25 protein-coding genes are annotated in these 22,690 nt (G+C 43.5%); 4 read left to right on the top strand and 21 right to left on the bottom strand.

The genetic code is table 11. The annotated features are described in order from the left end of the window. Positions 1-4 precede the first annotated feature (4 nt). The 4 genes from OW255_RS02840 to OW255_RS02825 all read right to left on the bottom strand — a co-directional run bounded on the left by OW255_RS02840 (position 5) and on the right by OW255_RS02825 (position 3,747). Complete coding sequence (locus OW255_RS02840) at positions 5-853, bottom strand: DNA adenine methylase (RefSeq protein WP_268115580.1); 849 nt, start codon at positions 851-853, stop codon at positions 5-7. After that, positions 844-1,893 carry a DNA adenine methylase gene (locus tag OW255_RS02835; protein WP_268115579.1) on the bottom strand — a complete coding sequence of 350 codons (1,050 nt, stop codon included), beginning with the start codon at positions 1,891-1,893 and terminating at the stop codon, positions 844-846. The genes OW255_RS02840 and OW255_RS02835 overlap by 10 nt, the downstream gene beginning before the upstream one ends. Before the next feature lie 94 nt (positions 1,894-1,987). After that, a complete protein-coding gene (locus OW255_RS02830; protein WP_268115578.1) occupies positions 1,988-3,217 on the bottom strand; it encodes a sensor domain-containing diguanylate cyclase in 1,230 nt (409 codons plus the stop codon). Further along, positions 3,214-3,747: a 4-vinyl reductase gene (locus OW255_RS02825; RefSeq protein ID WP_268115577.1), complete on the bottom strand. Its 534-nt coding sequence runs from the start codon at positions 3,745-3,747 to the stop codon at positions 3,214-3,216. Before OW255_RS02825 ends, OW255_RS02830 begins: the two co-directional genes overlap by 4 nt. A 411-nt stretch (positions 3,748-4,158) precedes the next feature. On the opposite strand from OW255_RS02825, the gene OW255_RS02820 reads away from it, so the two are divergent. Next, entirely contained in the window at positions 4,159-4,776 is a 618-nt protein-coding gene (locus OW255_RS02820) for a recombinase family protein (RefSeq protein ID WP_024837418.1), read from the top strand. Between the two features lie 37 nt (positions 4,777-4,813). After that, positions 4,814-5,209, top strand: coding sequence for a metal-dependent transcriptional regulator (locus OW255_RS02815; RefSeq protein ID WP_035317688.1), 396 nt, complete (start codon positions 4,814-4,816; stop codon positions 5,207-5,209). Between the two features lie 44 nt (positions 5,210-5,253). Here the strand turns inward: OW255_RS02815 and OW255_RS02810 are convergent, their stop codons facing one another. The 4 genes from OW255_RS02810 to mgtA form a co-directional block, all read right to left on the bottom strand. Continuing rightward, entirely contained in the window at positions 5,254-7,125 is a 1,872-nt protein-coding gene (locus tag OW255_RS02810; protein WP_268115576.1) for a heavy metal translocating P-type ATPase, read from the bottom strand. Between the two features lie 163 nt (positions 7,126-7,288). Beyond that, entirely contained in the window at positions 7,289-7,564 is a 276-nt protein-coding gene (locus tag OW255_RS02805; RefSeq protein ID WP_024837421.1) for a metal-sensing transcriptional repressor, read from the bottom strand. Positions 7,565-7,643: 79 nt separating this feature from the next. Continuing rightward, positions 7,644-7,868 carry a FeoA family protein gene (locus tag OW255_RS02800; RefSeq protein WP_024837422.1) on the bottom strand — a complete coding sequence of 75 codons (225 nt, stop codon included), beginning with the start codon at positions 7,866-7,868 and terminating at the stop codon, positions 7,644-7,646. Positions 7,869-7,936: 68 nt separating this feature from the next. After that, positions 7,937-10,582, bottom strand: coding sequence for a magnesium-translocating P-type ATPase (gene mgtA / locus OW255_RS02795; RefSeq protein WP_268115575.1), 2,646 nt, complete (start codon positions 10,580-10,582; stop codon positions 7,937-7,939). A gap of 375 nt (positions 10,583-10,957) precedes the next feature. Here mgtA and OW255_RS02790 point away from each other — a divergent pair, with 375 nt between their 5' ends. Together OW255_RS02790 and OW255_RS02785 are read left to right on the top strand one after the other, a co-directional pair. After that, on the top strand, positions 10,958-12,088 hold the full coding sequence (locus OW255_RS02790) for a tyrosine-type recombinase/integrase (protein ID WP_268115574.1): 1,131 nt from the start codon (positions 10,958-10,960) through the stop codon (positions 12,086-12,088). Positions 12,089-12,180: 92 nt separating this feature from the next. Then, positions 12,181-12,840 carry a LysE family translocator gene (locus OW255_RS02785; protein ID WP_268115573.1) on the top strand — a complete coding sequence of 220 codons (660 nt, stop codon included), beginning with the start codon at positions 12,181-12,183 and terminating at the stop codon, positions 12,838-12,840. Between the two features lie 86 nt (positions 12,841-12,926). Here the strand turns inward: OW255_RS02785 and OW255_RS02780 are convergent, their stop codons facing one another. The 13 genes from OW255_RS02780 to OW255_RS02720 form a co-directional block, all read right to left on the bottom strand. Next, positions 12,927-13,691, bottom strand: coding sequence for a DODA-type extradiol aromatic ring-opening family dioxygenase (locus OW255_RS02780; RefSeq protein ID WP_268115572.1), 765 nt, complete (start codon positions 13,689-13,691; stop codon positions 12,927-12,929). 87 nt (positions 13,692-13,778) lie between these two features. Next, positions 13,779-14,987, bottom strand: a complete 1,209-nt coding sequence (locus OW255_RS02775; protein WP_268115571.1) for an MFS transporter — start codon at positions 14,985-14,987, stop codon at positions 13,779-13,781. After that, positions 14,980-15,555 carry an ArsR/SmtB family transcription factor gene (locus tag OW255_RS02770; RefSeq protein WP_024837428.1) on the bottom strand — a complete coding sequence of 192 codons (576 nt, stop codon included), beginning with the start codon at positions 15,553-15,555 and terminating at the stop codon, positions 14,980-14,982. The genes OW255_RS02775 and OW255_RS02770 overlap by 8 nt, the downstream gene beginning before the upstream one ends. Positions 15,556-15,686: 131 nt before the next feature. After that, positions 15,687-16,853 (bottom strand): GGDEF domain-containing protein, encoded by a 1,167-nt coding sequence (locus OW255_RS02765; protein WP_268115570.1) that lies wholly within the window; start codon positions 16,851-16,853, stop codon positions 15,687-15,689. A gap of 16 nt (positions 16,854-16,869) precedes the next feature. Continuing rightward, positions 16,870-17,421 (bottom strand): GNAT family N-acetyltransferase, encoded by a 552-nt coding sequence (locus OW255_RS02760; RefSeq protein WP_268115569.1) that lies wholly within the window; start codon positions 17,419-17,421, stop codon positions 16,870-16,872. Positions 17,422-17,468: 47 nt separating this feature from the next. Next, positions 17,469-18,869 (bottom strand): sensor domain-containing diguanylate cyclase, encoded by a 1,401-nt coding sequence (locus OW255_RS02755; RefSeq protein WP_268115568.1) that lies wholly within the window; start codon positions 18,867-18,869, stop codon positions 17,469-17,471. Between the two features lie 285 nt (positions 18,870-19,154). Then, positions 19,155-19,361, bottom strand: coding sequence for a hypothetical protein (locus OW255_RS02750; RefSeq protein WP_268115567.1), 207 nt, complete (start codon positions 19,359-19,361; stop codon positions 19,155-19,157). A gap of 10 nt (positions 19,362-19,371) precedes the next feature. Further along, the gene (locus tag OW255_RS02745) at positions 19,372-20,301 is read right to left on the bottom strand and encodes an AEC family transporter (protein WP_268115566.1); all 930 of its coding nucleotides are present in this window, start codon (positions 20,299-20,301) and stop codon (positions 19,372-19,374) included. Between the two features lie 33 nt (positions 20,302-20,334). Then, the gene (locus OW255_RS02740) at positions 20,335-20,637 is read right to left on the bottom strand and encodes a PTS sugar transporter subunit IIB (RefSeq protein WP_268115565.1); all 303 of its coding nucleotides are present in this window, start codon (positions 20,635-20,637) and stop codon (positions 20,335-20,337) included. A 17-nt stretch (positions 20,638-20,654) separates the two neighbouring features. After that, entirely contained in the window at positions 20,655-20,963 is a 309-nt protein-coding gene (locus tag OW255_RS02735; protein ID WP_268115564.1) for a PTS sugar transporter subunit IIA, read from the bottom strand. A 19-nt stretch (positions 20,964-20,982) separates the two neighbouring features. After that, entirely contained in the window at positions 20,983-21,168 is a 186-nt protein-coding gene (locus OW255_RS02730; protein ID WP_155857765.1) for a hypothetical protein, read from the bottom strand. Positions 21,169-21,197: 29 nt separating this feature from the next. Beyond that, positions 21,198-22,508, bottom strand: coding sequence for a PTS sugar transporter subunit IIC (locus OW255_RS02725; protein WP_268115563.1), 1,311 nt, complete (start codon positions 22,506-22,508; stop codon positions 21,198-21,200). Continuing rightward, positions 22,432-22,620, bottom strand: coding sequence for a hypothetical protein (locus OW255_RS02720; protein WP_268115562.1), 189 nt, complete (start codon positions 22,618-22,620; stop codon positions 22,432-22,434). The genes OW255_RS02725 and OW255_RS02720 overlap by 77 nt, the downstream gene beginning before the upstream one ends. Positions 22,621-22,690: the final 70 nt, after the last annotated feature.

The raw sequence follows: 22,690 nt of genomic DNA, 5'->3' as shown, positions 1-22,690 counted from the left end.
AATATTAATAATTGGTTATTAATACCTCAACCGTAACCGCATTCCGCTCCTTGAACTGGTAATTGCAATTGGAATAGGTCTTGTCAATATAATGAATCTTGTACTTTTTACTCCACTCAATCAAAAGCTCATTGGACATGCCTTTATGATACAGCACATTGGATAAGGCAAACCGGGTTCCCATGGAATCCAGCTTATCTAAAAGCCCTAACAATTCCTTTTCTTCCTTTTCCTTCCAATCCTTAAACCCACGGTTTCCATCGTTGTAGTTTCCTGTGGATATCAGATATGGAGGGTCACAGTAGACCAGGTCTTCCTTTCCAAGAGAGGAATAGTCAAGCTCCATAAAATCCCGGTTGGAAAACTCTATGTTCTTTTCCTGCAGTGCCTGGCAGAACTGGGTCAGATTCTTTTCAATGTTTTTGTTAAATGAGCTTCGGTTTCTCCCAAAGGGGGAGTTGAACTCATGGCTGTTATTAAAGCGTATCTGGTGATTAAAGGCGTAGCAGGTGAGCACGAACAGCATCACCAAATCCTTACTTTTATTATACTCTGAGCGAAGGGCATAATAGCCCTCCTTATTCTGCTGGGTCAACTGGTACGTGTCAATGATGCTCTGGATTTCCTTCAAAAGCTCATGGATTTCTGTTGTTTGAAACAGCTGGAACAATTCAATTAGGTAAGTAATCTGATCGTTACAGATGATCCGTTCTGCCTTTGCATTGATTCCCACGTTAAAACCTCCAGCAAACACATCCACAAAGGTCCTTATCCTTTTTGGAAATGCCTGAAAGACTGGCTCTAGTATCTTATACTTTCCCCCTGTATAGTTAAGAGGACTTTTTATGTACATGGTGGCACCTGCTTTTCTATATAGAACAACAGCTCCTTAAGCCTTTCTGTCTCTTTCACCTTTCGGCTTTTATATCTTCGATAGGGAATCTCATACACATGAAAGGTTTCCGGCTTCCCGTGGGCCTTCATAGCCGTTTCAATCTCCTCCACTGTCATAAGCCCATCGGTACTGTAGCTTAAGATGATATGGGAAAAACGGGCATTGGCAATCAGCTCCTCAAAAGCAGGAACTACCTTATTTCTCATGCAGAATTCCGACTTCTGACCTTCGTCTGCTCTCTGACCAGTGACTCCCTTTACTTCCGGATAATCGTATCTGGCAGCCGTCTCAAGCACATGGTAATTGGAGAGATACTGTCTCGCATTGTAAGGCGGATCGATATAGAGGATGTCCCCCTCAATCTCTTTTAAAAGCTCTGCCCCGTTCTTATTATAGCTTCGGTTCTCTTTTCCGTTGCTGTTCACAGAAAGGCGGTAGAGCTCGTACCGTTTGTAGCTGCGCCTCTCCCAGGTCTTATGAAAGGCTCCATAGGTTCCTGAGGTGTTGGACACAAAGGGGATTCCCTCTACAATGCAGGCTACCAGGTAGTAGTACTCATGATCGTTTAGCAGACCGGCAGCCTTCCAGTCCTCAACCGTGCATCTGGCAAAGTCGATACGGAGGGCATTCTCGTCGTTTAAATACATGCGCCCGCCTACCGGGGCATAGGTATTTTGAAAAAACCTCCGTTCGGTTGGAAGCTCTTCTAAATCCTTCTTTTCTCTTTCATTTAAATAAACCACCGGATCTTCAATGCCTAACACTTCGTTAAGAAGGGTAAATTCAGGCATCGTGTCATTCTCAACGGTGGCACGCTGCAGTACATATGAAAAATACAACAGGTCATTGGAGCTGACCTGATACCACTGTTTAAAATATCTGGCTACCGCAGCAGTGCCGGAAAATATATCACAAAAGCTTTTTGCTTCTGGAGCCCGTTCATCAATGACTTGCTTGATCTGGTCCAGCAGCAGTGTCTTGCTTCCAATAAATCTCATTCTTTTCTTGCTCCCATTCCTTTTAACCTGCATATCATTATAAAGGAAAACCGGAAAAAACACAAGGAAAGATAAGGAGCTAAATGACTCCCTTTTACCCGCAATTTTTTTCTTTACGGGTCCGTTTGAAGCAGTACATTTTTTCATCTGCCATTTTTAAAATAGTTTCTGAAAGAATGTCAGGGCTGTTTCCAACATACACCACGCCATAGCTGATGGACATGGGATATTCCTTCTTTCCATCGGACACCCTCTCGTCAATGGCTCTTAATTTTTCCAGTGCTTCCCTTTCGCCGCAGTTCTTGTATACCACCACGAATTCATCGCCGCCGAACCGGCAGGTGTAATCCTCCTCACCGGCGGACTTTTTAAGCTCCTCTGATACCAGCTTGATATATTCATCGCCATTCAAATGGCCGTACATATCGTTGATCTGCTTTAAATCATCAAGATCAATCATGCAAATGGAGAAAGGAGCTCCTGTTTCTATATAAGACTCAATGGTATGAAGGCAGTTTCTACGGTTATTCAGTCCAGTGAGCTCGTCTTTATAAGCCATGACTTCTAAAAACGCTTCATTTTCTTTTTGATAGGTTATATCTGTTATGAGATGAACCACTGCTTTTCTATCCTCCCAAAGCAAAGAATATGCTTTTACCTGAAATATTTGGTCATGGGAACATGTAAATTCATACCTCTGCTCCAGTTCTTCCCCCTGGCAGGACTGAAGCCTGGTTAACAACGGAAAATCCTTTCCAAAAATTGTGGTATTATTAGAAGAATCATAAAACCGCTTTTTCGCCAGTTCATTGGTATAGAGTATCTCCCCGGTTTCTTCGTCAGTAACCACCACCCACTCCTTTAAGCTGTTCATAATGGACACCAAAAGGGTATTGAACTTTCTTTCCTTCTCCGCCTGTTCCCTTAATTTATTTTCTCTTTGTTCCAGCTGAACCACCATTTCATTAAATACTTCTGATAAGTCCCCCATGAAATTAAGCCGCTGTTTATAATCTCCATGAATCACCTGTCTGGTCTGCCAGACCATATGCTTTAAGGATGCATGAAGTTTCTTAAGCTCTCCTGCCATATAATTATCCCGTCCAGGAGGTTTTGCAAGAAGATTTCCTTCTGCCAGATTTTTAAGAAACTGATTGGCCTCCGTCAGGCAGTGAGAAAGCTTTTTTAACGCTTCCAGAAGGTCCTTTCCTACCTGGTCTGTTCCTTCTATCTCTCCGCTCACCGGCTTATTTTCCATCATGTTACGGATCTGCTCCAAAAGAATTATTTCATCTTTTTCCGTCATTCTTTCACCTTCGCTCAAAGATTGACCCCTACGTGGAACCGGTATATATCTAGACCTCTGACCCAGCGGTCCATCTTTGTGACCACGCATTCCTTTCCTTTGTATACACATAAAATGCCGGAAAGAAATTCCTTGTCATACTTACAATGAGTCTTACCAGCAAAGGACCGTCTGGAGCAGTCGACGTCCTCTCTCCTGGTAAGAAGTTCTTCCTCTGTTCTATCATCTAATGTTTCTACCTTTAAGATACCGGTCTTATGTACTCTTAAAAGCTCCTTTAGTGTCTTAAAGAACTCTTTGAAAGGAAGGTCCTGATTTATAAAATGCGAAGCATAAGCCCATCCAACCGATTTGCCCGCGTTACAAAATAGAATTTTTGCCGCTTTTTCTCCGTACCGGTGTGATAATTCTGCTTTTATGGTATACTCATACAGCCGATATACCATTACAGGCATTTCTTCTCCAAGATGCTTCCGTCCTTCTGCTATATTTCCTATCGTATCCCGGGAGATTGAAGTCTCCTCCCCTGAATGAAAGATATCAAACACAGGCATTGCCCCCTTCCGATACATTCTACTCTGTCTGCAAACCCTTTTGCATGGAACATAAAAGAAACCTGCGGAGACAAACTCGATACGTATGTGATATATATGATTAATATATTCATAAGCCTTCTCATTTTGTGTGAGGGTAAGTATTTCCTGCCTGTCCGTTTTTTTATTTCTTCCTGATAAAAAGGTGTACCTTTTTATACCAGGCCTACAATCTATCCTCCTTCCATAATTATTGTTGAAATATGGCGAAATTTTGATTATAATATATTATGGTTGATTTTACTCTTTAGACAAGCATACCATATTGCCAAAAAGGTACACCTTTTTAGCAACATGGTATGCTTGTCTCATTTTAAAATCTGCACTTTCTGCCATACTAGTAACGACAGGAGGTTTTAAAACAGTATGAACAATTTCTACGGTTATGTGAGAGTATCAACCCTCGACCAAAATATGGAACGGCAGTTAGTTGAACTTAACAAATGGGGAGTATTGGAAAAGAACATATATTGTGATAGATTATCCGGTAAGGATTTTAACAGGCCGCAATACCAGAAGCTAAAGAGAAAGCTAAAAGAAGGAGACGTCCTGGTGGTGAAAAGCATTGACCGGCTGGGAAGAAATTACGAGGACATTCAAAGGGAATGGAGGGAAATTGTCAAAATCAAAAAAGCAGATATTGTCATTATTGACATGCCTATTCTTGACACGCGTACCAATAAGGACTTAATTGGTACCTTGATTTCAGACATTGTCCTTCAGCTGCTTTCTTATGTCGCACAAGCGGAGCGTGAGAATATTAAGCAGAGACAAGCAGAAGGAATCGCCATTGCAAAGGCTCAGGGCCGGCATTTAGGGCGGTTCCCGTCTCCTCTTCCAGAGGATTTTTATCCGGTTTATGAAAAATGGAAGAGAAGGGAATACAGCTTAAGAACCGCAAGTGAAGCTTTGGGAATTACCATCAGTCAGTTTCGGACCATGATAAAAAAGCATAAAGGAAGTGGAAACGAAGACCCGACTTGAAAACCAGGGGCAATCTGTGATAGAATAAGAAGAGATTATGCAGAAAGAAGGTGTTATTACGAAGATTCAGGAATCTGCTGAAAATTATTTGGAAACCATTTTAATGCTTCATAAGAAAAATGGAAATGTACGGTCCATTGACATCGCAGGAGAGCTTGAATTCTCCAAGCCCAGCGTCAGCGTCGCCATGAAAAATCTCCGGGAGAACGGGTACATTGAGGTGGACGAAAACGGTTACATCACTCTGCTGGAAGAAGGACAGGAAATCGCTGAAAGAATGTACGAGCGCCACACGTTACTGTCTGACTGGCTCATCTCTCTGGGTGTCACTCCCAAGGTCGCACTTGATGATGCCTGCAGAGTTGAACACGTGATAAGCGCTGAAAGCTTTGCTGCGATTAAGGATCATGTGAATAAGGATCAGAACCCATAAAGAAAAGTGTGTAAGTCATATGGATACTTACACACTTTCTTTTTTTATTTCTTTTCCCTCCAGGTTAAGAGAAATGCAGAATTAATAATTACCAGAATCGAACCTGCATTATGTACCAGGGCACCCAAGACTGGATTTAGTACACCTGTCATAGCAAGAACTATGGCAATAAAGTTTAGAATCATGGAAAATGCCAGATTGTACTTTATGGTCTTCATCATCTTTTTTGACATCTGAAACAGATGAGGCAGTTCCTTGATCTCATCACTTACCAGGGTGATATCAGCAGCGTCGACTGCAATGTCGCTTCCTATGCCTCCCATTGCAATTCCTACATACGCCTTTTTAAGGGCCGGTGCGTCATTGACTCCATCCCCAATCATGCAGACATATTCTTTTTCCTTCTGCCAGGATTCTATAAAGCTCATCTTGTCTTCTGGAAGACAACTTGCATGAACCTCCCCGATTCCCAGCTGTTCTCCGATCTGTCTTGCCCCGTTTCTGTGATCTCCCGTAAGCAGCACTGGAGTGATTCCGGCCTCTTTCACCTTGGAAACCACCATAGTCGCTTCCTCTCGCATGGTATCTGATAAGGCCACAAAGCCTGCTGCCCTTTCATCCACGGAAACATAAACAACGGTACAGCCCGTTTTCCTGTACTCTTCCCCTTCCTCCATCTGCTGTGGCAAAAGGCTGATATCCTTTGTCAGGAGAAGTTCAGGACTTCCCGCCATGACCTCCTTTCCCTTCACCCTCGCCTTAACGCCTCTGCCTGGCAGCATAATGAATTCTTCCCCATCAGGTACCTCTTTTTTTGTGGTTTCCCGGTAGGAAAGAGCAATAGCCTTTCCCAATGGGTGCTCAGAACGCGCTTCCGCTCCCGCTGCCATTTCAAATACCTCTTCTTTCGTTAACTCCGTTAAAAAACTGGATACCTTAGAGACTCCAGGAGTCCCGTAGGTGAGGGTTCCTGTTTTATCAAAGGTAACCTTTTTAACAGCTGCCAGACGCTCCAGGGCATCTCCCTCTCTTACCAGAAATCCATGTTTCGTCGCATTTCCAATGGCAGCCATAATGGCGGTGGGGGTGGCAAGGACAAGGGCACAGGGACAAAATACTACCAGAATGGTTACTGCTCTTAAAATCTCACCAGTGAGAAACCAGGTGAGTGCGGCAGAAAGAACCGCTGTTATAACAATCCAGGTGGCCCACCGGTCGGCAATGCCTACGATCTTAGCCTTACCTGCATCTGCAGATTGGACCAGACGGATCATCCGCTGTATGGAGCTGTCTTCTCCAACCTTTATGGCTTTCATATCAAAGGAACCAAATTGGTTGACCGATCCGCTTAAGACTTCGTCCCCTTCTTTCTTATCCACAGGCATGGATTCTCCGGTCATTACCGCCTGATTCATGGAGGTCTGACCCGTTAAAATTACACCGTCTACGGGAATGGTCTCTCCTGGCAATACTCTTAAGATATCTCCTGCTTTTATCTGCTCGGCTGGGATAATCTCTTCCTTATTAGATACAAGCCTTCTTCCAGTGCGTGGCGTTAAATGAACCAGCTTCTCAATTCCTGCTCTTGCTTTTTCTACAGTCAGGTCTTCTAACAGCGCTCCAAGCTGCATGATAAAGGCTATTTCTCCGGCAGCAAAGTGCTCTCCAATGATGACAGACGCAATCAAAGCAATGGAAACCAGGACATCGGCTTTGATATCAAATTCTGTCACAAGGCCAATGACTGCCTCCAGAATAATGGGAATCCCGCATAAAAGTATGGCTACCCAAGCCCCGTCAAAGGGAAGGGGAACCAGATGAAAAAGACTGTTTATCAGAAACACACCGGATATTACAAGAAATGTGATATCCTTTTTACTACCGCCCCAATCCATTATTTCTTCTAATTTTTCCATGACTTCCTCCCGTCTTTTATACCTATGGGGGTATATGTACATCCTTAATATACCAATGGGGGTATGGGTTGTCAAGAGGTCAGCCTTTATTTATGGCAAAAAAATAAGGGTATCGCTCAATCACATCATGTCTTGTGATATTGCGATACCCTCTACACAGGCTTTAAGTCATATTGGCAAATCGTTCGACTGCCTTTGTAAAGCTTTCAATGGTCTTTTCTGCATCTCCATGTTCAATTCCATCTCTGACGCAGTGATTGATATGGCCTTCCAAAACTACCTGGCCTACCCTGTGAAGGGCAGATTTGGCTGCGTTGATCTGGGCAAGAACATCTTCGCAGGGAACATCTTCTTCCACCATGCGGTCAATAGCCTGGACCTGTCCGATGATTTTCTTTAAGCGCCGATGCAGATTATCAGCATCCATACATTGTTTCATGTCACACCTCCATATACCACCAAGGGTATATGGACATTATGGGTTAAAATCCATGGCTTGTCAATACTCTGTCATCACCTTAAGAAAAGCTGGACACCTTAATTTCTTTTGCCGCATCCCTGCCTATGGCAAGCCGCTTATCACCCACACCAAGAATCACGCTTCCATAAAACTCTCCTACCACTCGGACGGTCATGCCTTCTTCTAATTCATGACTTTTCATCATCTCCATGGTATGAGGGCTGCACATCATCCACTGAATGGTATAGGTCCCACCGATTTTTACATCATTTAATGATTGCATTAGAATCCTCCCTACTGTGTTACGTTGAGAGTTATTATAACCAATCCTGTCCGGGACATACGCAGGGCTTACATCCATTCTTTATAGCGTTTGATATATACCTTTTTTAAAATCTGTACACAGATTAAGTATCCTGCAAGCAGTGCCACCAGCCAGGGAATAAATATAAGCGGCAGAGGTCTCATATCAAATCCCACACCAAAGCCTGAAAATCCAATTCCCAGTGCCAGGGCGGCAACAATACAGGTGGATATCAGAAGGGGAAGAGACGGTACACTTTGTATAAAAGGCAGCTTTTCTGTGCGGATCATGTGGATAACAAGTACCTGGGATACCGTACCGAATACGAACCAGCCGCACTGGAACAGGGGAGAAAGTTCCAGCTTGTTGGCTCCCACTGCCCACCACATAACGCCAAAGCATAACAGGTCAAAGATGGAGCTTAAAGGACCGAAAAAGCCCATAAAGGTCTTAATGGATTTCGTCTCCCATTTGTGGGGCTTCTTTAAATATTCCTTGTCTACACGGTCAAATGGAATTCCCATCTGGGAAAAATCACAAAGCAGATTCTGGGTTAAAATCTGTACCGGAAGCATAGGAAGAAACGGAAGGAACAGGCTGGCAAGGATGACGGAAATCATGTTACCAAAGTTTCCGCTTGCCGCCATCTTAATGTATTTAATAATGTTTCCAAAGGTACGGCGTCCTTCTATAACGCCTTCCTCCAGCACCATCAAATCCTTTTCCAGCAAGATAATATCCGCGGTTTCTTTTGCAATGTCAACTGCACTTTCAACAGAGATTCCAACGTCGGCCTGATGAAGGGCGGGTGCATCGTTGATGCCGTCTCCCATATAGCCTACGGTATGGCCTGCGCTCTGGAAGGTTTTCACCACCCGCTCTTTCTGGGACGGTGACAGCTTGGCAAAGAGATTACAGGCTTTCACAGCCTCAAAAAGTGCCTCATCTGTCATGGCCTCCACATCACGCCCGGTCAAGATATGATCTACATCGACCCCTACCTTTTTACAGACCTTGGCTGCCACTCCTTCGCTGTCCCCGGTAAGCACCACAGTTCGTACTCCGTGTTCTAACAGGGCGGAAACAGCGGCTCCTGCACTCTCCTTTGGCGGATCAAGAAATCCTACAAATCCAATGAGTACCATGTCCTGCTCATCTGCCACGCCAAATGTGCCCACTCCAGGTACCTCATTTTTCTGAGCCACAGCAATCATGCGCAGGCCTTCTGCATTGTATTTATTGTAGGTAGCCATGGCAATGTTTCTGGTCTCCTCATCCATGGGAAGAACCTCTCCGTTCATTTCCATAAAGCTGCAGGCTTCCAGCATTTCCTCCACGGCACCCTTGGTGATCAGCTGAAGCTTTCCTAAGCGGTCTGATAAGACCACGCTCATTCTTCTTCTGGCAAAATCAAAGGGAATCTCATCCACCCGGTGGTAGGATTCCAATATATCATTAAGGCCATTTAGCTCGGCACGGTTTATAATAGCCAGGTCAATTAAGTTCTTAAGTCCGGTCTGGAAATAGCTGTTTAAAAATGCGTGACGTAAAATTCTGGTATCATCCACGCCCCTGATATCCATGTATTTTTCCAGCACCACCTTATCCTCTGTTAAGGTACCGGTCTTATCGGTGCACAAGATATCCATTTCCCCAAAGGTCTGAATGGCTCCCAGGGTGCGGACGATGACCTTGTGCTTTGACATGGAGACGGCTCCCTTTGCAAGGGTGGAGGTCATGATCATGGGAAGCATCTCCGGAGTCAGACCAACCGCAATGCTAAAGGAGAACAAAAGAGCACCTGCCCAGTCTCCCTTGGCAACTCCATTGATTAAAAATACAATGGGAACCATAATAAGCATCATCCGCACCAAAAGTCCGCTGACGGAATCCACACCACGCTCAAAGCTGGTCTTTGCCCTGTCACCGGAAAGGGACTGGGCCATGGAACCAAAGAATGTACTGTTTCCTGTCATTAAGACGATGGCTCCTGCACTACCGCTGACCACATTGGAACCCATAAAGCCTATGTTCTTAAGATCGGTCAATGCATCCTTTGGGCTGTTGTCCCCATGGCTGAATTTTTCCACCGGAGCTGATTCTCCTGTAAGTGCTGCCTGAGCCAGGAAGGTATCTTTGGTGGTTAAAAAGCGGACATCCGCAGGCAGCATGTGGCCGGCGGATAGCTGAACCACATCACCCGGAACCACCTCACTCATGGGGATTTCCGTAAGCACCCCGTCTCTCCATACATCTGCTTTATTGGATATCATCTGGGTCAGCTGCTCAGCGGCTGCATTAGAGCGCTGGGACTGAATAAATGCTACCAGGCTTGACAGCACCACAAGCCCTACGATAATTCCTACGGTCAGATAATCCGGTTTTGAAGATGCCAAAACATCTGTAAAATAAGTAACAGCAGCTATGATTAAAAGAATCACGTTAAAGGGATTAATGACTGCTTCTCTCAAACGGTGAAGCGCCGTATCCTTTTTTCCTGCTGTAATTACGTTAGGGCCAAATTCCTCCAGCCTCTCTTCTGCCTCACTCTCTGTAAGGCCCGTCTTTTTTGCTGATAGAAGCAAAAAAAGCTCTTCTTCCTTAAGAAATGCAAAATTTCTGATCTCCTCTTCCTTAAAAAGACGGTTCTTCATTTGCTGGGTATCCTTTAATTTTCCTGTTAAAAATCTCATTGGTCTCATTCCTTTCTTTTTTAGAGTCCCCAATGAAAATAAAAAAAGGCATAAAAATAGCCGTCCCAACAGACGGCAGAAATCAACAGGAAAATAAAGCCCTTATGTATCAAAAGACATAGGACATCTTCCCGGTCATAACTTCCATATATTGGGTTTTATATTCATATTGGGGCTTGAAGCCGTACATCTGACTTCGAGGGCAACTGTCCATGTCTTCACTCCTTTTTTCATAGTATTTCATATTAAGTGTAGACCACCTGCTATCAAATGTCAACCTTAAGATCCCAATCTAAAAAATGTGGTAATATTTGGATTATGTCCTTCCACCACAAACACCTTATAATGGATGATTATAAGCAAAGGAGTTTTACCATGCCAAGACGAGGTGAAAATATTTATAAGCGTAAGGATGGCAGATGGGAAGGACGGCTGTTAAAAAAAGATGGAAAATATCAGTATTTTTACGATTCCAGCTATAAGGGCGTGAAAGAAAAAATGAAACATTCTCCTGAAACTAAAAAGTCCAAAAAGAAACAGGACGCTGTCCCCGCAAAAGATGCAGCCGGTTTATTGGAAGCATGGTTAGAGGATACGGCTCAAAGGGTGAAGCCATCTACCTATGACAGCTATTACCGCTGTATGAACAAATACATAATTCCATTTTATGAAAATAACAAGTATTCCCGGATCACAGAAGAATCTGTTTTTCGCTTTACCAAGCTGATGAAGGAGGAAACAGATCTTGCAGATTCATCCCGGAGAAAGATTCTGGCCATCTTCAAAATTGCTTTAAGAGAAATTCTAAAAGGCTCCCCGGAGTATATTGCTATCCTGGAACAGATTAAGCCGCCAAAGGGAGGAGAAAAAGAGGTGGAAGTGTTTTCCATGAAGGACCAGCGCCTTATTGAGCAGGCCGCCCTTCACCATGAGGATAAACGAGCCATTGGCGTAGTCATGTGCTTTTATACCGGAATCCGTCTGGGTGAACTATGTGCCCTCAAATGGAAGGACCTGGATTTAGAAACCGGCACTCTGTCCGTTAACCGGACTGTTTCCAGAGTCAGAAACTTAGAAGACGGCGAAGATAAGACCATGCTATTTGTAGGTTCTCCAAAAAGCCGTAAATCATTAAGAAAAATCCCTCTTCCCGAATTTTTATTACAGCGCCTGAAAGCAAAGAGGGGCGAATTTGATGAGGAGGATTATATTTACTCTGGAAATCAACAGCCTTATGATCCCCGCCGTTTTCAAAAGCTATATAAAAGAATCTTAAATCAGGCAGGGGTCACAGACCGGAAGTTCCATGCCATCCGCCATACCTTTGCTACCCGTGCCTTAGAGCTGGGGGTTGACATTAAAACCATCAGTGAGCTGCTGGGGCACTCCAGTGTCTCCATCACCTTAAATATCTATGCCCATTCTCTGATGGAGCAGAAAAAAGCGGCCATTGAAAAATTCAACGACCTATATGAGTTCAATGCAAAAAAACAGCCTTTATTGTAGCACTTTATTTTCCATGGAATTGGGAGGAAATGGTTTACTTAACCGAAGCAATCTGGTAGAATTACCCAAAATGAAAGGATGTCTTGGTAACTATGGAGGGTAAGAATTTCAGCTTTGCGATTTTAAAAGGGTTCCGATTTGGATTATTACTGCAATTTGCTGTTGGCCCCATGTGCCTGATCGTCTTTCAGACAGCCACGGCCTACGGATTTATTAAGGGCCTGTCTGTTGTATTTGCCATTGCACTGGTTGACGCATTCTACATCGCACTTTCCTGTGTGGGAGTTGCCGCTGTCATGAGTCGGCCTGGCGTTCAAAAAACAGTTAAGCTCATAGGGTGTATTGTCCTGGTTTTCTCTGGTGTCAATACGATTTTTAGTGCCTTTCATCGTAATCTCCTGCCAGACATTCCTTTATTCCCTGATGTTACAGGGGGAAGCCTGTTTATGAAGGGAGTGGTTCTGACCGCCTCCAATCCTCTTACCATTATTTTCTGGAGCGGTATGTTCTCCACTCAGATGATTGAGAACAACTGGAAGAAGGAACAGCTTTTCCTCTTTGCCGCTGGGTGTGTCATGGCTACCATAGTATTTTTAACAGGTGTCTCTTTGATTGGGAGTATGGCAAGCGGATTTTTACCTTCCGCTTTGATACAATTGCTGAACGCGGTGGTAGGCTTTGTATTAATTGGGTTTGGGATAAAACTACTTGTAAAAAAGGACAATGCCAGGAAGACTGAAGAAATGGCTTAGATACATGAACAGGCTTGATCAATTTCCTATGATGAAAAAAGATGGACAGCATATTCTCGCAGTCCATCTTTTTTCTAATTTTATAATCAGAACTCAAAACCAAGATAAGTAAAGGTTCCGTAAGCATAGCTTCGATGCAAGAGCTTTGGAGTTCTATCTCCCCCGCTTCCCATTGCTGTAAAAAGAGGCATGATATGTTCCTCTCTTGGAACTGCCATTCTGGCATTAGGAGCAAGGGACTGATAATGAAAAAGATCATTTTGATTCAACTCTTCCACCTTCTTAATGATCCAGTCATCAAATTCTACTGCCCAGGCTACCGGCTTTGTTGCATTTCCATTCAAATCGCCCAGATTGTGTACTGTAGAACCGCTTCCAAGGATTAATATATCCTCTTCTGCCAGAGGCTTTAGGGCCTCTCCAATCTGAAACTGTTCCTCTTTGGAACGGAATGGGTTAATAGATACCTGTACCACCGGAATATCTGCCTCTGGGAACATGATGGAAAGTAAGGACCAGGTTCCGTGATCCATTCCTCTTGTATGGTCCAGGTTGGATTCTATCTGCTTCTCTTTTAAAAGATTCTTTACCTTTTCTGCCAGCTGAGGAGAGCCTTTCGCCGGATACTTTATGCGGTAAAGCTCCGCCGGGAATCCGTAAAAGTCATAAATCATATCATAGGTTCCTTCCACCGATGAAATTGTCGTGACCTCTGTTTCCCAGTGTGCCGTAAACAGCACTACTGCCTTTGGCTTTAAATTTTTTCCAAGCTCTCTTAATAATTTAATATATTCATTATCCTCCAGTACGAGGTCTGGTGCACCATGGCATAAAAACATTGGATGTATCATAAGCAATCTCCTTTCATCCATATCATCCAGCACATCTCATGTGTTGTACTTTATTTATATCAGGATTTCGCTTATATATCAATCATATTATGGAGTTTTGGGGTCAATTATTGTTTTATTTCTCTTCATCACTTGGACAAGCAGAATAATTAGGGATACAAAACACAAGTTTCCAGATAATTTCCAGATGCCCGCAATGGTGATTCTGGCTGCCAGAAAGCTGCTTGCCAGGGAAGCGGATAAGCATCCAAGCTGGAACACAAAGGAGCTTAAGGATAGTATGCTCGCCCTGATATGATTGGGCGTATACTGGTTGATGAGCGTGTTTTCTGCCACATTTCCCATACCATGAAAAAGATAAAATCCTGCATACCCCAGAAGAAACCCTGGCGTATTGGTCTGTAAGGACAGAATCACCAGAATAAGACTAAAGCTCAGCCTGCAGATACCATATATGTTCCACTTACCAAGGGGGTACTTAATGAGCAGCTTTTCACTGGCTGCATTTCCCATGGCAGACATGAAGAATCCCATAAATGATACCAGCCCCAGTGTCCATGTGGCGTCTTTTAGAGCAGATACCTCCAAATATACAGGCTGCCAGTAGGTCTCAATGGATGAGATCAAAAGTCCGGTAAAGAACATGCCTAAAAGAACGTATTTTAAACTTCCAGAGGATATGACAGCTTCCTTTCCCATTCTTAAATGAGCTCCAAGAGCTACTCTTTTTTCGTTCTCTTTTCTCTCCTTCTTTTCCCTTATGCCAACCACACATAAAAGAAATACAATGACGGTAAGGCCTCCCTGGACCATGATTACCCCCTCTGTCCCTCCCCAATAGGAGATAAATCCTCCTGATATACTGCCTGCTGCAAATCCTGCTGCCTCCAGGATCGACAAACGGGAGGAGACCGATGGGATACAATCCTGCCCATGTGCTTCTACTGCCTGCTCAATGAACAAAGCGTCCAGACTGCCAGAGGAAAAAGCCCGGCTCATGCCGTTAAGGATAACACAAGGAATTAAGAGGGTGATATCATCAGCCGCAATCAAAAGGGTAAGAGAAAATAATTTCATTACTGCGGATAATAAAAAAGCAGTCTTTCTTCCCAACAAATCCCCGCAGATTCCACTTGGAAGCTCAAAAATCAGGGCTGACAGGGCATAAAGGCCGATTAAAAGGGGAAGGGTCTTTAAATCTGCCCCACGCTCCAGGAAAATAAGATTCAGCACAGGCATTAAAATCCCCAGGGAAAAATAGTTAATAAAAATGACCGACTGCTGGGTCTTATTCATCCAGATCCTCCTTCGCTTGATACAGGATTAACGCGTACTCCCAGGGAGACTTCTCCTCAGATGGTTTATCATGAGCTTTTAAATATCGGGAAATCATCTGGAAAAGCTCTTTGGATTCTTCCTCTGTAAGGTGCATCACTCCTGTTATGATATCTCCAAACTGGTGAACCATATCCGGGCGCACCTCCTGGCCGCTATCTAAGACTTTTCTCTTATTTGAAATAAAGCCTTCGTAAGCCTGAGCCACCTTTTCCTGTAAATACACCTCTCTCTGAGAGGTCCACTGGTCATTATGTTCAAGCCCTATTTGAACCATTGCATAGCTTGATTTATAAAACTTTGCTGTAATCCCGTTAATCTGTCTGGTATGGTCAAGCTCTAACAGTCCCAGGGACATGAGCTTTCCTATATGATGCTGGACACTGGATGCGGAAATTCCCATCTTATCAGAGATCATCTTTGGTGTCAGGGGCTCTTTTGATAATTCCAGAATGCGGAGTAGCTGCTGCCTTACAGGATTCATATAGATTTCCAATTCTTTTTTCGTAGATAAAATGACTTTTTCCATACCTTATATCCTTTCATTTTTCGTTACACGAATTATAACATTACATATTGTGTAATGTCAATAAAAGAATTCCATACATCTGATAGCAGGCTTTATTTGTTAATGGCAGACCACAAAAAAAACCAACGGGATTATCTACCCATCGGCTTTGTCGCCATCCTTGTTTCATCGTAAACAAAGATAGCATTTCTGCATTTTTTTGCTTCATATAACGCATGGTCCGAGTGGACGAATAAACGGGTTGCATCCATGTTGGAAGAATAGACTGCCAGACCAAAGCTGGCTGTTAAGTGAATCTTTGGTCCTTCCTCAAATCGAACGGATTCTATCTGCTTTCGAATCCGGTGACACAAGGCTACGGCCTCTTCCACCACGGAATCCGGAAACAAGAGACAAAATTCATCTCCCCCATAACGAAAAGGTATGTACTTCCCTTCATTTTCCTTTAAAATCCTGGCAAATTCCCGTAAGCACTGGTCTCCCATGGAATGGCCCCAGTTGTCATTGATTCCTTTAAAATGATCGATATCAACCGTTGCCAGTACCCATTTTTTATGACTTTCCTGTGTTTCCATGTTAAACAGGGCTTCCTGAAGAGCCTTTCGGTTAAAGATTCCCGTCAGTTCATCCTTTTGCAGACTTTGTCTCAGCTCATACCGTTCCATATCTTTTTTCAGGATAGCCTTATTCTTCTTTCGTTCAAAGCGAATCACTACCATACATGCCGCAGAAAATGCGAATAAGACGATGATGGAAACAAGAAAATCTCCAAACAGCATCATATTATCAAGAACATAGGGCTTATCTCCATCCCATTTTACCACCAGCTCTGAAACAACAATGGAAATAATACTTAGAAAGGCTGTGATGCTGGTCAGGCGGTAATTGGCATAAATAATGGTCAGCATCACTGCACCGGTGAAAATGTAGTAGGTGGACGTGAGGGCACTGTGAACACAGAATATAACAAAGCAGATAAACACAAAGGTCAGTGATACCAGATAAATCTTCTGATCCAGAGACAAAAAATCCATTTTCAGTGCCATGGATTCCAGAAAAACGCATATAACGTTTAATCCGCTGGGCACGATGATATACTTAAAAAAATACCGTCCAAGAGGGATGGAGATCACATCGGAATTTAAAAATAAAAGGCTCATCATGCACTCTACCAGGAGAGCAAATATGACCACTCCAATGGTAATCTTATAATGAAGAATCAGCCAGTTTTTGTAAATCTGAGCATGCTCCCTTTCCATCTCCGCAAGATGAACGGTATTTAAATCTTCTTTTTCCATAAGATTATTCCTTATTTTATTTTAAGGAAGGAATTCTGCCCATGATTATGGTGTCATAATAATTTCCGTCTGATAGAAGCTTATCCTGTCTTAATACCCCTTCTACCTTAAACCCATGATCCATATACAGGAGAATTCCTCTCCGGTTGGTCTCTAACACACCCAGCTCTACTTTTTTTATCCCATTTGCATCTGCCCAGTTCATAGAACGGGAAAGAAGATTTCTGCCGATCTGGTGTCCCCAGTATTTTTTCTGTACACAGACACCGAACATCACCTTATGAGCCATTCGCTTTAGGGGACTTCCTTCACATCTGGAAAACCCTATGGGAGTTTCATTGACAAGAGCTACCAGAAACAAATGATTGTTCTCCCTGGTATCCTTCATAATGAGCTGCTTAAAATCATTTTCATCGAGAAGGCCTTCCCCTGCTTCCCGGTCCATATATTCCGTTTCTCCATCAATTAAAACCCTAAGCTTTGCTAACACCGCTGCATCGGATTCTTCGGCGGAACGGATGGTATATTTTAATCCTTTGATACAATATTCCTGTTTTTCTAGTTTCATACTCTTCCTCTTTCCGGCCGGTGATTTTTCCGGTCTGTTACTAATGTTTAAATTATGACGCTTGCACTGTTGCGTCCTTTTCCCTTTGACTGATAAAGCCCTTCGTCTGCCCGGTTGATTGCCTGAATATAATCCTCATCCGTATCCTTAAAAAAGGTGATGCCGACAGAGACTGTAACGGACAGCTCTTCTTTGATATCCCCTATCCTTAATTCAGATACCTTAAGAATGAATTTCCTGCAAAAATCCATGGCTGCCTCTTCCCTTAAGCCCTGGAGGAGAAAGACGAATTCGTCTCCGCCCCAGCGGATCACCATATCTGAGCTTCTTAAAAACAACTTCATCTCCGACACGAACAAGGAAAGAACCCGATCTCCGGCGGAATGGCCGTACTTGTCATTAATGCTCTTAAAATGGTCCAGGTCACACATCATAATGCCAGGGCCTGTTCCTATTTGTTTAAATTTATGAAAGGCTCTTGTCAGCTCCTTTACTCCATTCCTGCGAGTGGCGGCACCAGTTAAGGAATCCAGATTCATCTCTGATTCCATCTGCTTTCTGGAATTCCTGTGATACAGATTTTCAATGAGGGAAATAGAGCTTAGGCTGACAGCCAGTATGAGAGCAAATAAAAGCACCAGCGTATAGGTAAGCCTTGATACCATCTGGTTGCTCTCCCGGTCAATCTGATTTAAATAAGGATTTAAGTCATCAAGGTAAATCCCCATGCTGATCACCCAATTATAGTTCTGATACCGCTTGGAATAGACCATTGTTTTAGCAGCTTCTTTGCTATTCTTCTGTTCCACGTAATAGCTGTAAAAAATCTCCCCCTTCTTATTGATTCCATCCAGTTCTTTCTTGTTTGGATAATCTCCTTCGCTATCAGTTGTATTCGTGGATAAGTAGGTTCCCTCAAGCTCTGGCATCTCCGTATTGATTCTGCACACAGCATAGTTTTCCCCACCCTTGTCATTCATGACTTCATTGACACGGATAAAGGAATTTCCAGCAAACTGTACTCCACGAATGGTGTTTAAAATATCCGTTTTTACCAAAGATTCTGTGTAATCCTTGGTAACTCCTAAAAAGTAACGGTATTTTCCATGCATGGCTACCCGATATGCACTAAAGGTTCCTGCATTGTTATAAACCGTGTCCACCCAGGTCTCATGAGAAAGACCGTAAGGATCATAAACGGCTTTCTGAGCCGAGCCATCCCACAATACCACCATAACATTTTTGTAATCCGGGTTATTTTGAAAGAAATGGATGAAAAAGTCCTTAAATTCCTCATCTGTAAGGTCCATCTGCACATCGATGGTATTAAAGGTCCTGGCAACGTACTTTTCCACGTTTTTGGACTTGGCAGTCCGTTTCAAGTCGATTTCAGTAACAAGGTTATTGACTGTATCCTTTAAAAAATCCTTTTTTATGCTGCAGATCACATCCCTTGAACTTCCGAGATAGATCTGACCGATCTTATCAATGGAAAACAAATAAAAACATACCATAACCGTACAGATTATACTGCTGATTATGGTTAAAAATATTGCATATTTACGCCGAATAACTAATTCCCCCTTCCCATTGATTGAATCGGATATCTAAAAAATAAAATCCAAACGGGATCGAATAGGGATAGTATAACACATGGACGAAAAATTGTCTTATTTTATATGGTAAATTTATACTGAAATTAAAAAGAGGGCAATCAGCCCTCTTTTATCCTGCTATAAGGGAAGAACCTGAAAGTAAATTGCCGCCAGTTCTTTCTTTCCCTTACACTTTTTCTTTAACAATTCTGCCATCTTTCCATCCTCACCGTGAGGATTCTCAAACAGAAGCTTCATGCCCGTTCTTTTAACGAAAACAAGGCCCTCTTCTTCAGCAGCCTGCTGAAACAGCTCTGCCCGAAGTGGTGTATTGATTACAATCATATGATCTCCTTTACGAAAAGATTCTGCCTGCGGCCAGCATAATGACCGGAATGGTAAACAGGGACAAACATGTGGTAATGGTAAGCAGCTTGGAAGCATACTGGCTGTTCTTATGATACTGCAGGGCGAACATGGTTCCCATGGCTCCGCTGGGGCAGGCCGCAGCTGCAAGAACTGTAATGGCAATTATACGGTCTGCATGGAAAAGAAGGAGAACTCCTAAGGTCACCAGGGGGACAAAAATAAGTCTGGCTGCACTTAAGAGATACGTCCTTGGCATTCTTAAAGAGGATAGCAGATCACTTTCTGCCAGGTTCATACCGGATATCAGCATTGCCATGGGCGTATTCATGTTCCCGATCATCTCCAGTGGAGCTGCGATTACATTTGGAAACCGGATTCCCGTTATGTAAAAAATCAGGCCAACCAAAATTGCAGCATTGGAGGGCTGAATGAAATTTTTGACCGCAGCCTTTAAATTCTCTGTCTTTCCCTTCATCAGTATGATTCCATGAGACCATACGAACAGGTTGAATACGGTAATATATGAGGTCATATAAAATACGCCCTCTGAGCCTAAAAGCCCATGAATCAGAGGAATGCCGATGAATCCGCAGTTGGAATAAACAATTGACATCCTCTCTACGGCCATATCCGGCCCCGTCCTGGCCGGGACCACAAGCTTAGATATGGCAATGGCCCCTGAAAAGCTTGCCAGAGACAGGACAGCGGTGATAAGAAGTCCCATCAGCTTTTGTTTGTCAAACTCCATCTGATATGACATAAGAATCACACAGGGAGACACAACATTTAAGAGTATGGAGGTCATACGACTCCCGGTGGTGCCGTCTGCCGCCCCTGCCTTTATGGTACCTGCTCCAATCAGCAGGATGAAAAACATCTCCAGAATTTTCTTTGCTGTTAATAATGCCAGATCCATATGCGTTTAACCTGTGCCCCTTACTTTCCTTTCTCAGTCTCCCAATGCCTTTTTCACCTGTGCAATGACCTTTGCTCCATTCATGGTGCCGTAAGCCTGCATATCAATGCATTCAATGATCTTACCAGGGCAGTCCTTTTCCACCTTTGATTTACTAAAGCGGACCTGAGGCCCTAATAATATGATGTCTGCATCAGGACCTTTTTCTCTGGTGCTTGCTAGAGCATACGCATTGATGATACATTCATAATTATCCTTTGCTGCTGCTTCTTTCATCTTATTGACCAGAAGACTGGTTGACATTCCTGCCGCACAAAATAGTACAATGTTTCTCATAAATGACTTCCTTTCTATTACTTCATATTTATTTTTAAGATATCAATCATTTCCTTACAGAGATCCATGACCGTCATGGCATTCATCAGATGATCCTGAGCATGAACCATCAAAAGGCCGACTTCAACCTTCTTTCCATTCAGTTCATTCTGGATCATCTCCGTCTGAATCTCATGAGCTTCCAGGATTAATTGATCCGCCTCCTCTAACCGCTTCTCTGCCAGTTGAAACTCTCCGTTTTTTGCAGCACGAAGCCCTTCAATGGCAGTACTTCTGGCATTTCCCGCACTGACTACAAGCTTCATCACAATCATTTCCATATCCATATCAACGAGCCTCTCTCTCTTAACCTGTGATTATGAGTTTCACGTAGGTAACAAGGGTAATTAAAACAATCATGGTCCAAACCCATTGTTCCGATCTCCGGAATTCTGATTTTCTGCTTAAGACACGGTATAATCCAAAGGGCGGAGCAAAGATAAGCCAGAAATACGTTTTGATCCTTTCTCTGGTAAAGACTTCTTCCATCACAATCACCTCATGCTCATATTGTATTCTTTTTATTCTTCGGTTTCAATCCTCTGCCGGTTGGATGCAAGCACAAATGGAATGTATACAACAAAGGCAAGCAGGATACAAAGGATCTGGGTCACTGCTGCTCCGATGCTGCCTCCCGAACAAAGGAATGCCATAAGTCCCGGAGGTGTGGTCCAGGGAGCATTGACCACCATTCTGCCTGCAAAGCCAAGATTGGTCATAAGATAGGCAAAGGTCGCTGATACTGCCGGAGCAATCATAAAGGGAATTGCCATAATGGGGTTCATGACCACCGGAAGACCGAAGATGATTGGCTCATTGATGTTAAACAGGGCACATGGTATGGCAAGCTTTGCGATTGCCTTAAAATCGTCCCGTTTTGAGAAGATCATAATGGCAATAATCAGGCCGCCTGTAATGCCTGCTCCCGTAACCGTTGAGAAACAGGACATGAACGGTGTGTTGATGATATTCGGTATGGGAGCACCTGCGGCGTAGGCTGCTTCATTTTCTGCAAAGGCTGCTAACAAAATGGGTTCGTACACTGCTTTTGTTACCTGAGTTCCATGAATTCCAAAGGTCCATAGTAAAGTCGTGATAAAGATAAGGGTTATGTATCCGGGAAAGCTTGTGAGAATATTGGACAATGGTTTCTGGATAAATGCAATGATGGCATTAAAGAGGGACATGCCTGTTATCATCTCAAATACCATGCCGATTCCTGAAACAATAAGTATGGTAATCAGGGACGGAAACAAAATGGTAAAGGAGCGGGCCACATTGGAAGGAACGCTGTCCGGCATATGGATCTCGAACTTACCGCTTTTTACCAGCCTGCAGTAAACTTCCGTGGCTCCCACCGAAGCAAACATGCCTACAAATAAGCCTTGTGCATTGGTGTACATTCTGGCCAGTACATTGGTCACCACCACCTCACTTCCATCTACAGCCTTACCAGATGCGCTGAAGGCACAGAGGGAAATATAAGCGCCAAGTGCCACTACGGGAAGGGCCTTATCCTTAATCCCGTAATGCTCTCCAAGCTCCATGGCAATGAGTATGACACAGCCAATGGCAATAAAGTTCATGGTTCCATAGTTGGCAGCCACGAACATGGGATTGAGCTTTCCCAAAAAGCCAAGCCCCGGAACGTTTGCAAGACTTAAAAAGCCTGGCGTGGTACTGCAGATAACATTGGAAAACAGGGTACAGAATGAGCCAATGATAATGATTGGCAGCAGGCTCATAAATGCATTCTTAATGGCTGCCAGATGACGTTGTGTCTGCATGACTCCTGCTGCAGAAAGCAGACCGTTCATAATCTTTTCTTTCATCTCTTCCTCCATATCCACCGCTTTTGGCGGTAATCGTAACCGGTTCTTTATTTGTAATCACATGGTAGCACACTGTACCAAAGAACTCCATGTGGTCTTTTTCCATTTTCATAATGGCAACCTTTGCTTCCTTTTTCTGGGAAATAAACGCCACCAGGAAAGTGGAAAAACTGTGCTTGGAG

This window comes from Lacrimispora xylanolytica (genome assembly GCF_026723765.1).
Classification (GTDB): Bacteria; Bacillota; Clostridia; order Lachnospirales; family Lachnospiraceae; genus Lacrimispora; species Lacrimispora xylanolytica.
This window is presented reverse-complemented; position numbering and strand designations above follow the sequence as displayed.

Excerpts from the sequence above, each read along its gene's own strand:
- OW255_RS02775 (WP_268115571.1), bottom strand. The coding sequence starts at position 14,987 with ATGAATAAGACCCAGCAGTCGGTCATTTTTATTAACTATTTTTCCCTG.
- OW255_RS02760 (WP_268115569.1), bottom strand. The coding sequence starts at position 17,421 with ATGAAACTAGAAAAACAGGAATATTGTATCAAAGGATTAAAATATACC.
- OW255_RS02740 (WP_268115565.1), bottom strand. The coding sequence starts at position 20,637 with ATGAGAAACATTGTACTATTTTGTGCGGCAGGAATGTCAACCAGTCTT.
- OW255_RS02735 (WP_268115564.1), bottom strand. The coding sequence starts at position 20,963 with ATGGATATGGAAATGATTGTGATGAAGCTTGTAGTCAGTGCGGGAAAT.
- OW255_RS02780 (WP_268115572.1), bottom strand. The coding sequence starts at position 13,691 with ATGATACATCCAATGTTTTTATGCCATGGTGCACCAGACCTCGTACTG.
- OW255_RS02800 (WP_024837422.1), bottom strand. The coding sequence starts at position 7,868 with ATGCAATCATTAAATGATGTAAAAATCGGTGGGACCTATACCATTCAG.
- OW255_RS02840 (WP_268115580.1), bottom strand. The coding sequence starts at position 853 with ATGTACATAAAAAGTCCTCTTAACTATACAGGGGGAAAGTATAAGATA.
- OW255_RS02820 (WP_024837418.1), top strand. The coding sequence starts at position 4,159 with ATGAACAATTTCTACGGTTATGTGAGAGTATCAACCCTCGACCAAAAT.
- mgtA (WP_268115575.1), bottom strand. The coding sequence starts at position 10,582 with ATGAGATTTTTAACAGGAAAATTAAAGGATACCCAGCAAATGAAGAAC.
- OW255_RS02770 (WP_024837428.1), bottom strand. The coding sequence starts at position 15,555 with ATGGAAAAAGTCATTTTATCTACGAAAAAAGAATTGGAAATCTATATG.
- OW255_RS02745 (WP_268115566.1), bottom strand. The coding sequence starts at position 20,301 with ATGGATCTGGCATTATTAACAGCAAAGAAAATTCTGGAGATGTTTTTC.
- OW255_RS02785 (WP_268115573.1), top strand. The coding sequence starts at position 12,181 with ATGGAGGGTAAGAATTTCAGCTTTGCGATTTTAAAAGGGTTCCGATTT.
- OW255_RS02805 (WP_024837421.1), bottom strand. The coding sequence starts at position 7,564 with ATGAAACAATGTATGGATGCTGATAATCTGCATCGGCGCTTAAAGAAA.
- OW255_RS02835 (WP_268115579.1), bottom strand. The coding sequence starts at position 1,893 with ATGAGATTTATTGGAAGCAAGACACTGCTGCTGGACCAGATCAAGCAA.
- OW255_RS02810 (WP_268115576.1), bottom strand. The coding sequence starts at position 7,125 with ATGGAAAAATTAGAAGAAATAATGGATTGGGGCGGTAGTAAAAAGGAT.
- OW255_RS02790 (WP_268115574.1), top strand. The coding sequence starts at position 10,958 with ATGCCAAGACGAGGTGAAAATATTTATAAGCGTAAGGATGGCAGATGG.
- OW255_RS02720 (WP_268115562.1), bottom strand. The coding sequence starts at position 22,620 with ATGAAAATGGAAAAAGACCACATGGAGTTCTTTGGTACAGTGTGCTAC.
- OW255_RS02725 (WP_268115563.1), bottom strand. The coding sequence starts at position 22,508 with ATGAAAGAAAAGATTATGAACGGTCTGCTTTCTGCAGCAGGAGTCATG.
- OW255_RS02765 (WP_268115570.1), bottom strand. The coding sequence starts at position 16,853 with ATGGAAAAAGAAGATTTAAATACCGTTCATCTTGCGGAGATGGAAAGG.
- OW255_RS02815 (WP_035317688.1), top strand. The coding sequence starts at position 4,814 with ATGCAGAAAGAAGGTGTTATTACGAAGATTCAGGAATCTGCTGAAAAT.
- OW255_RS02750 (WP_268115567.1), bottom strand. The coding sequence starts at position 19,361 with ATGATTGTAATCAATACACCACTTCGGGCAGAGCTGTTTCAGCAGGCT.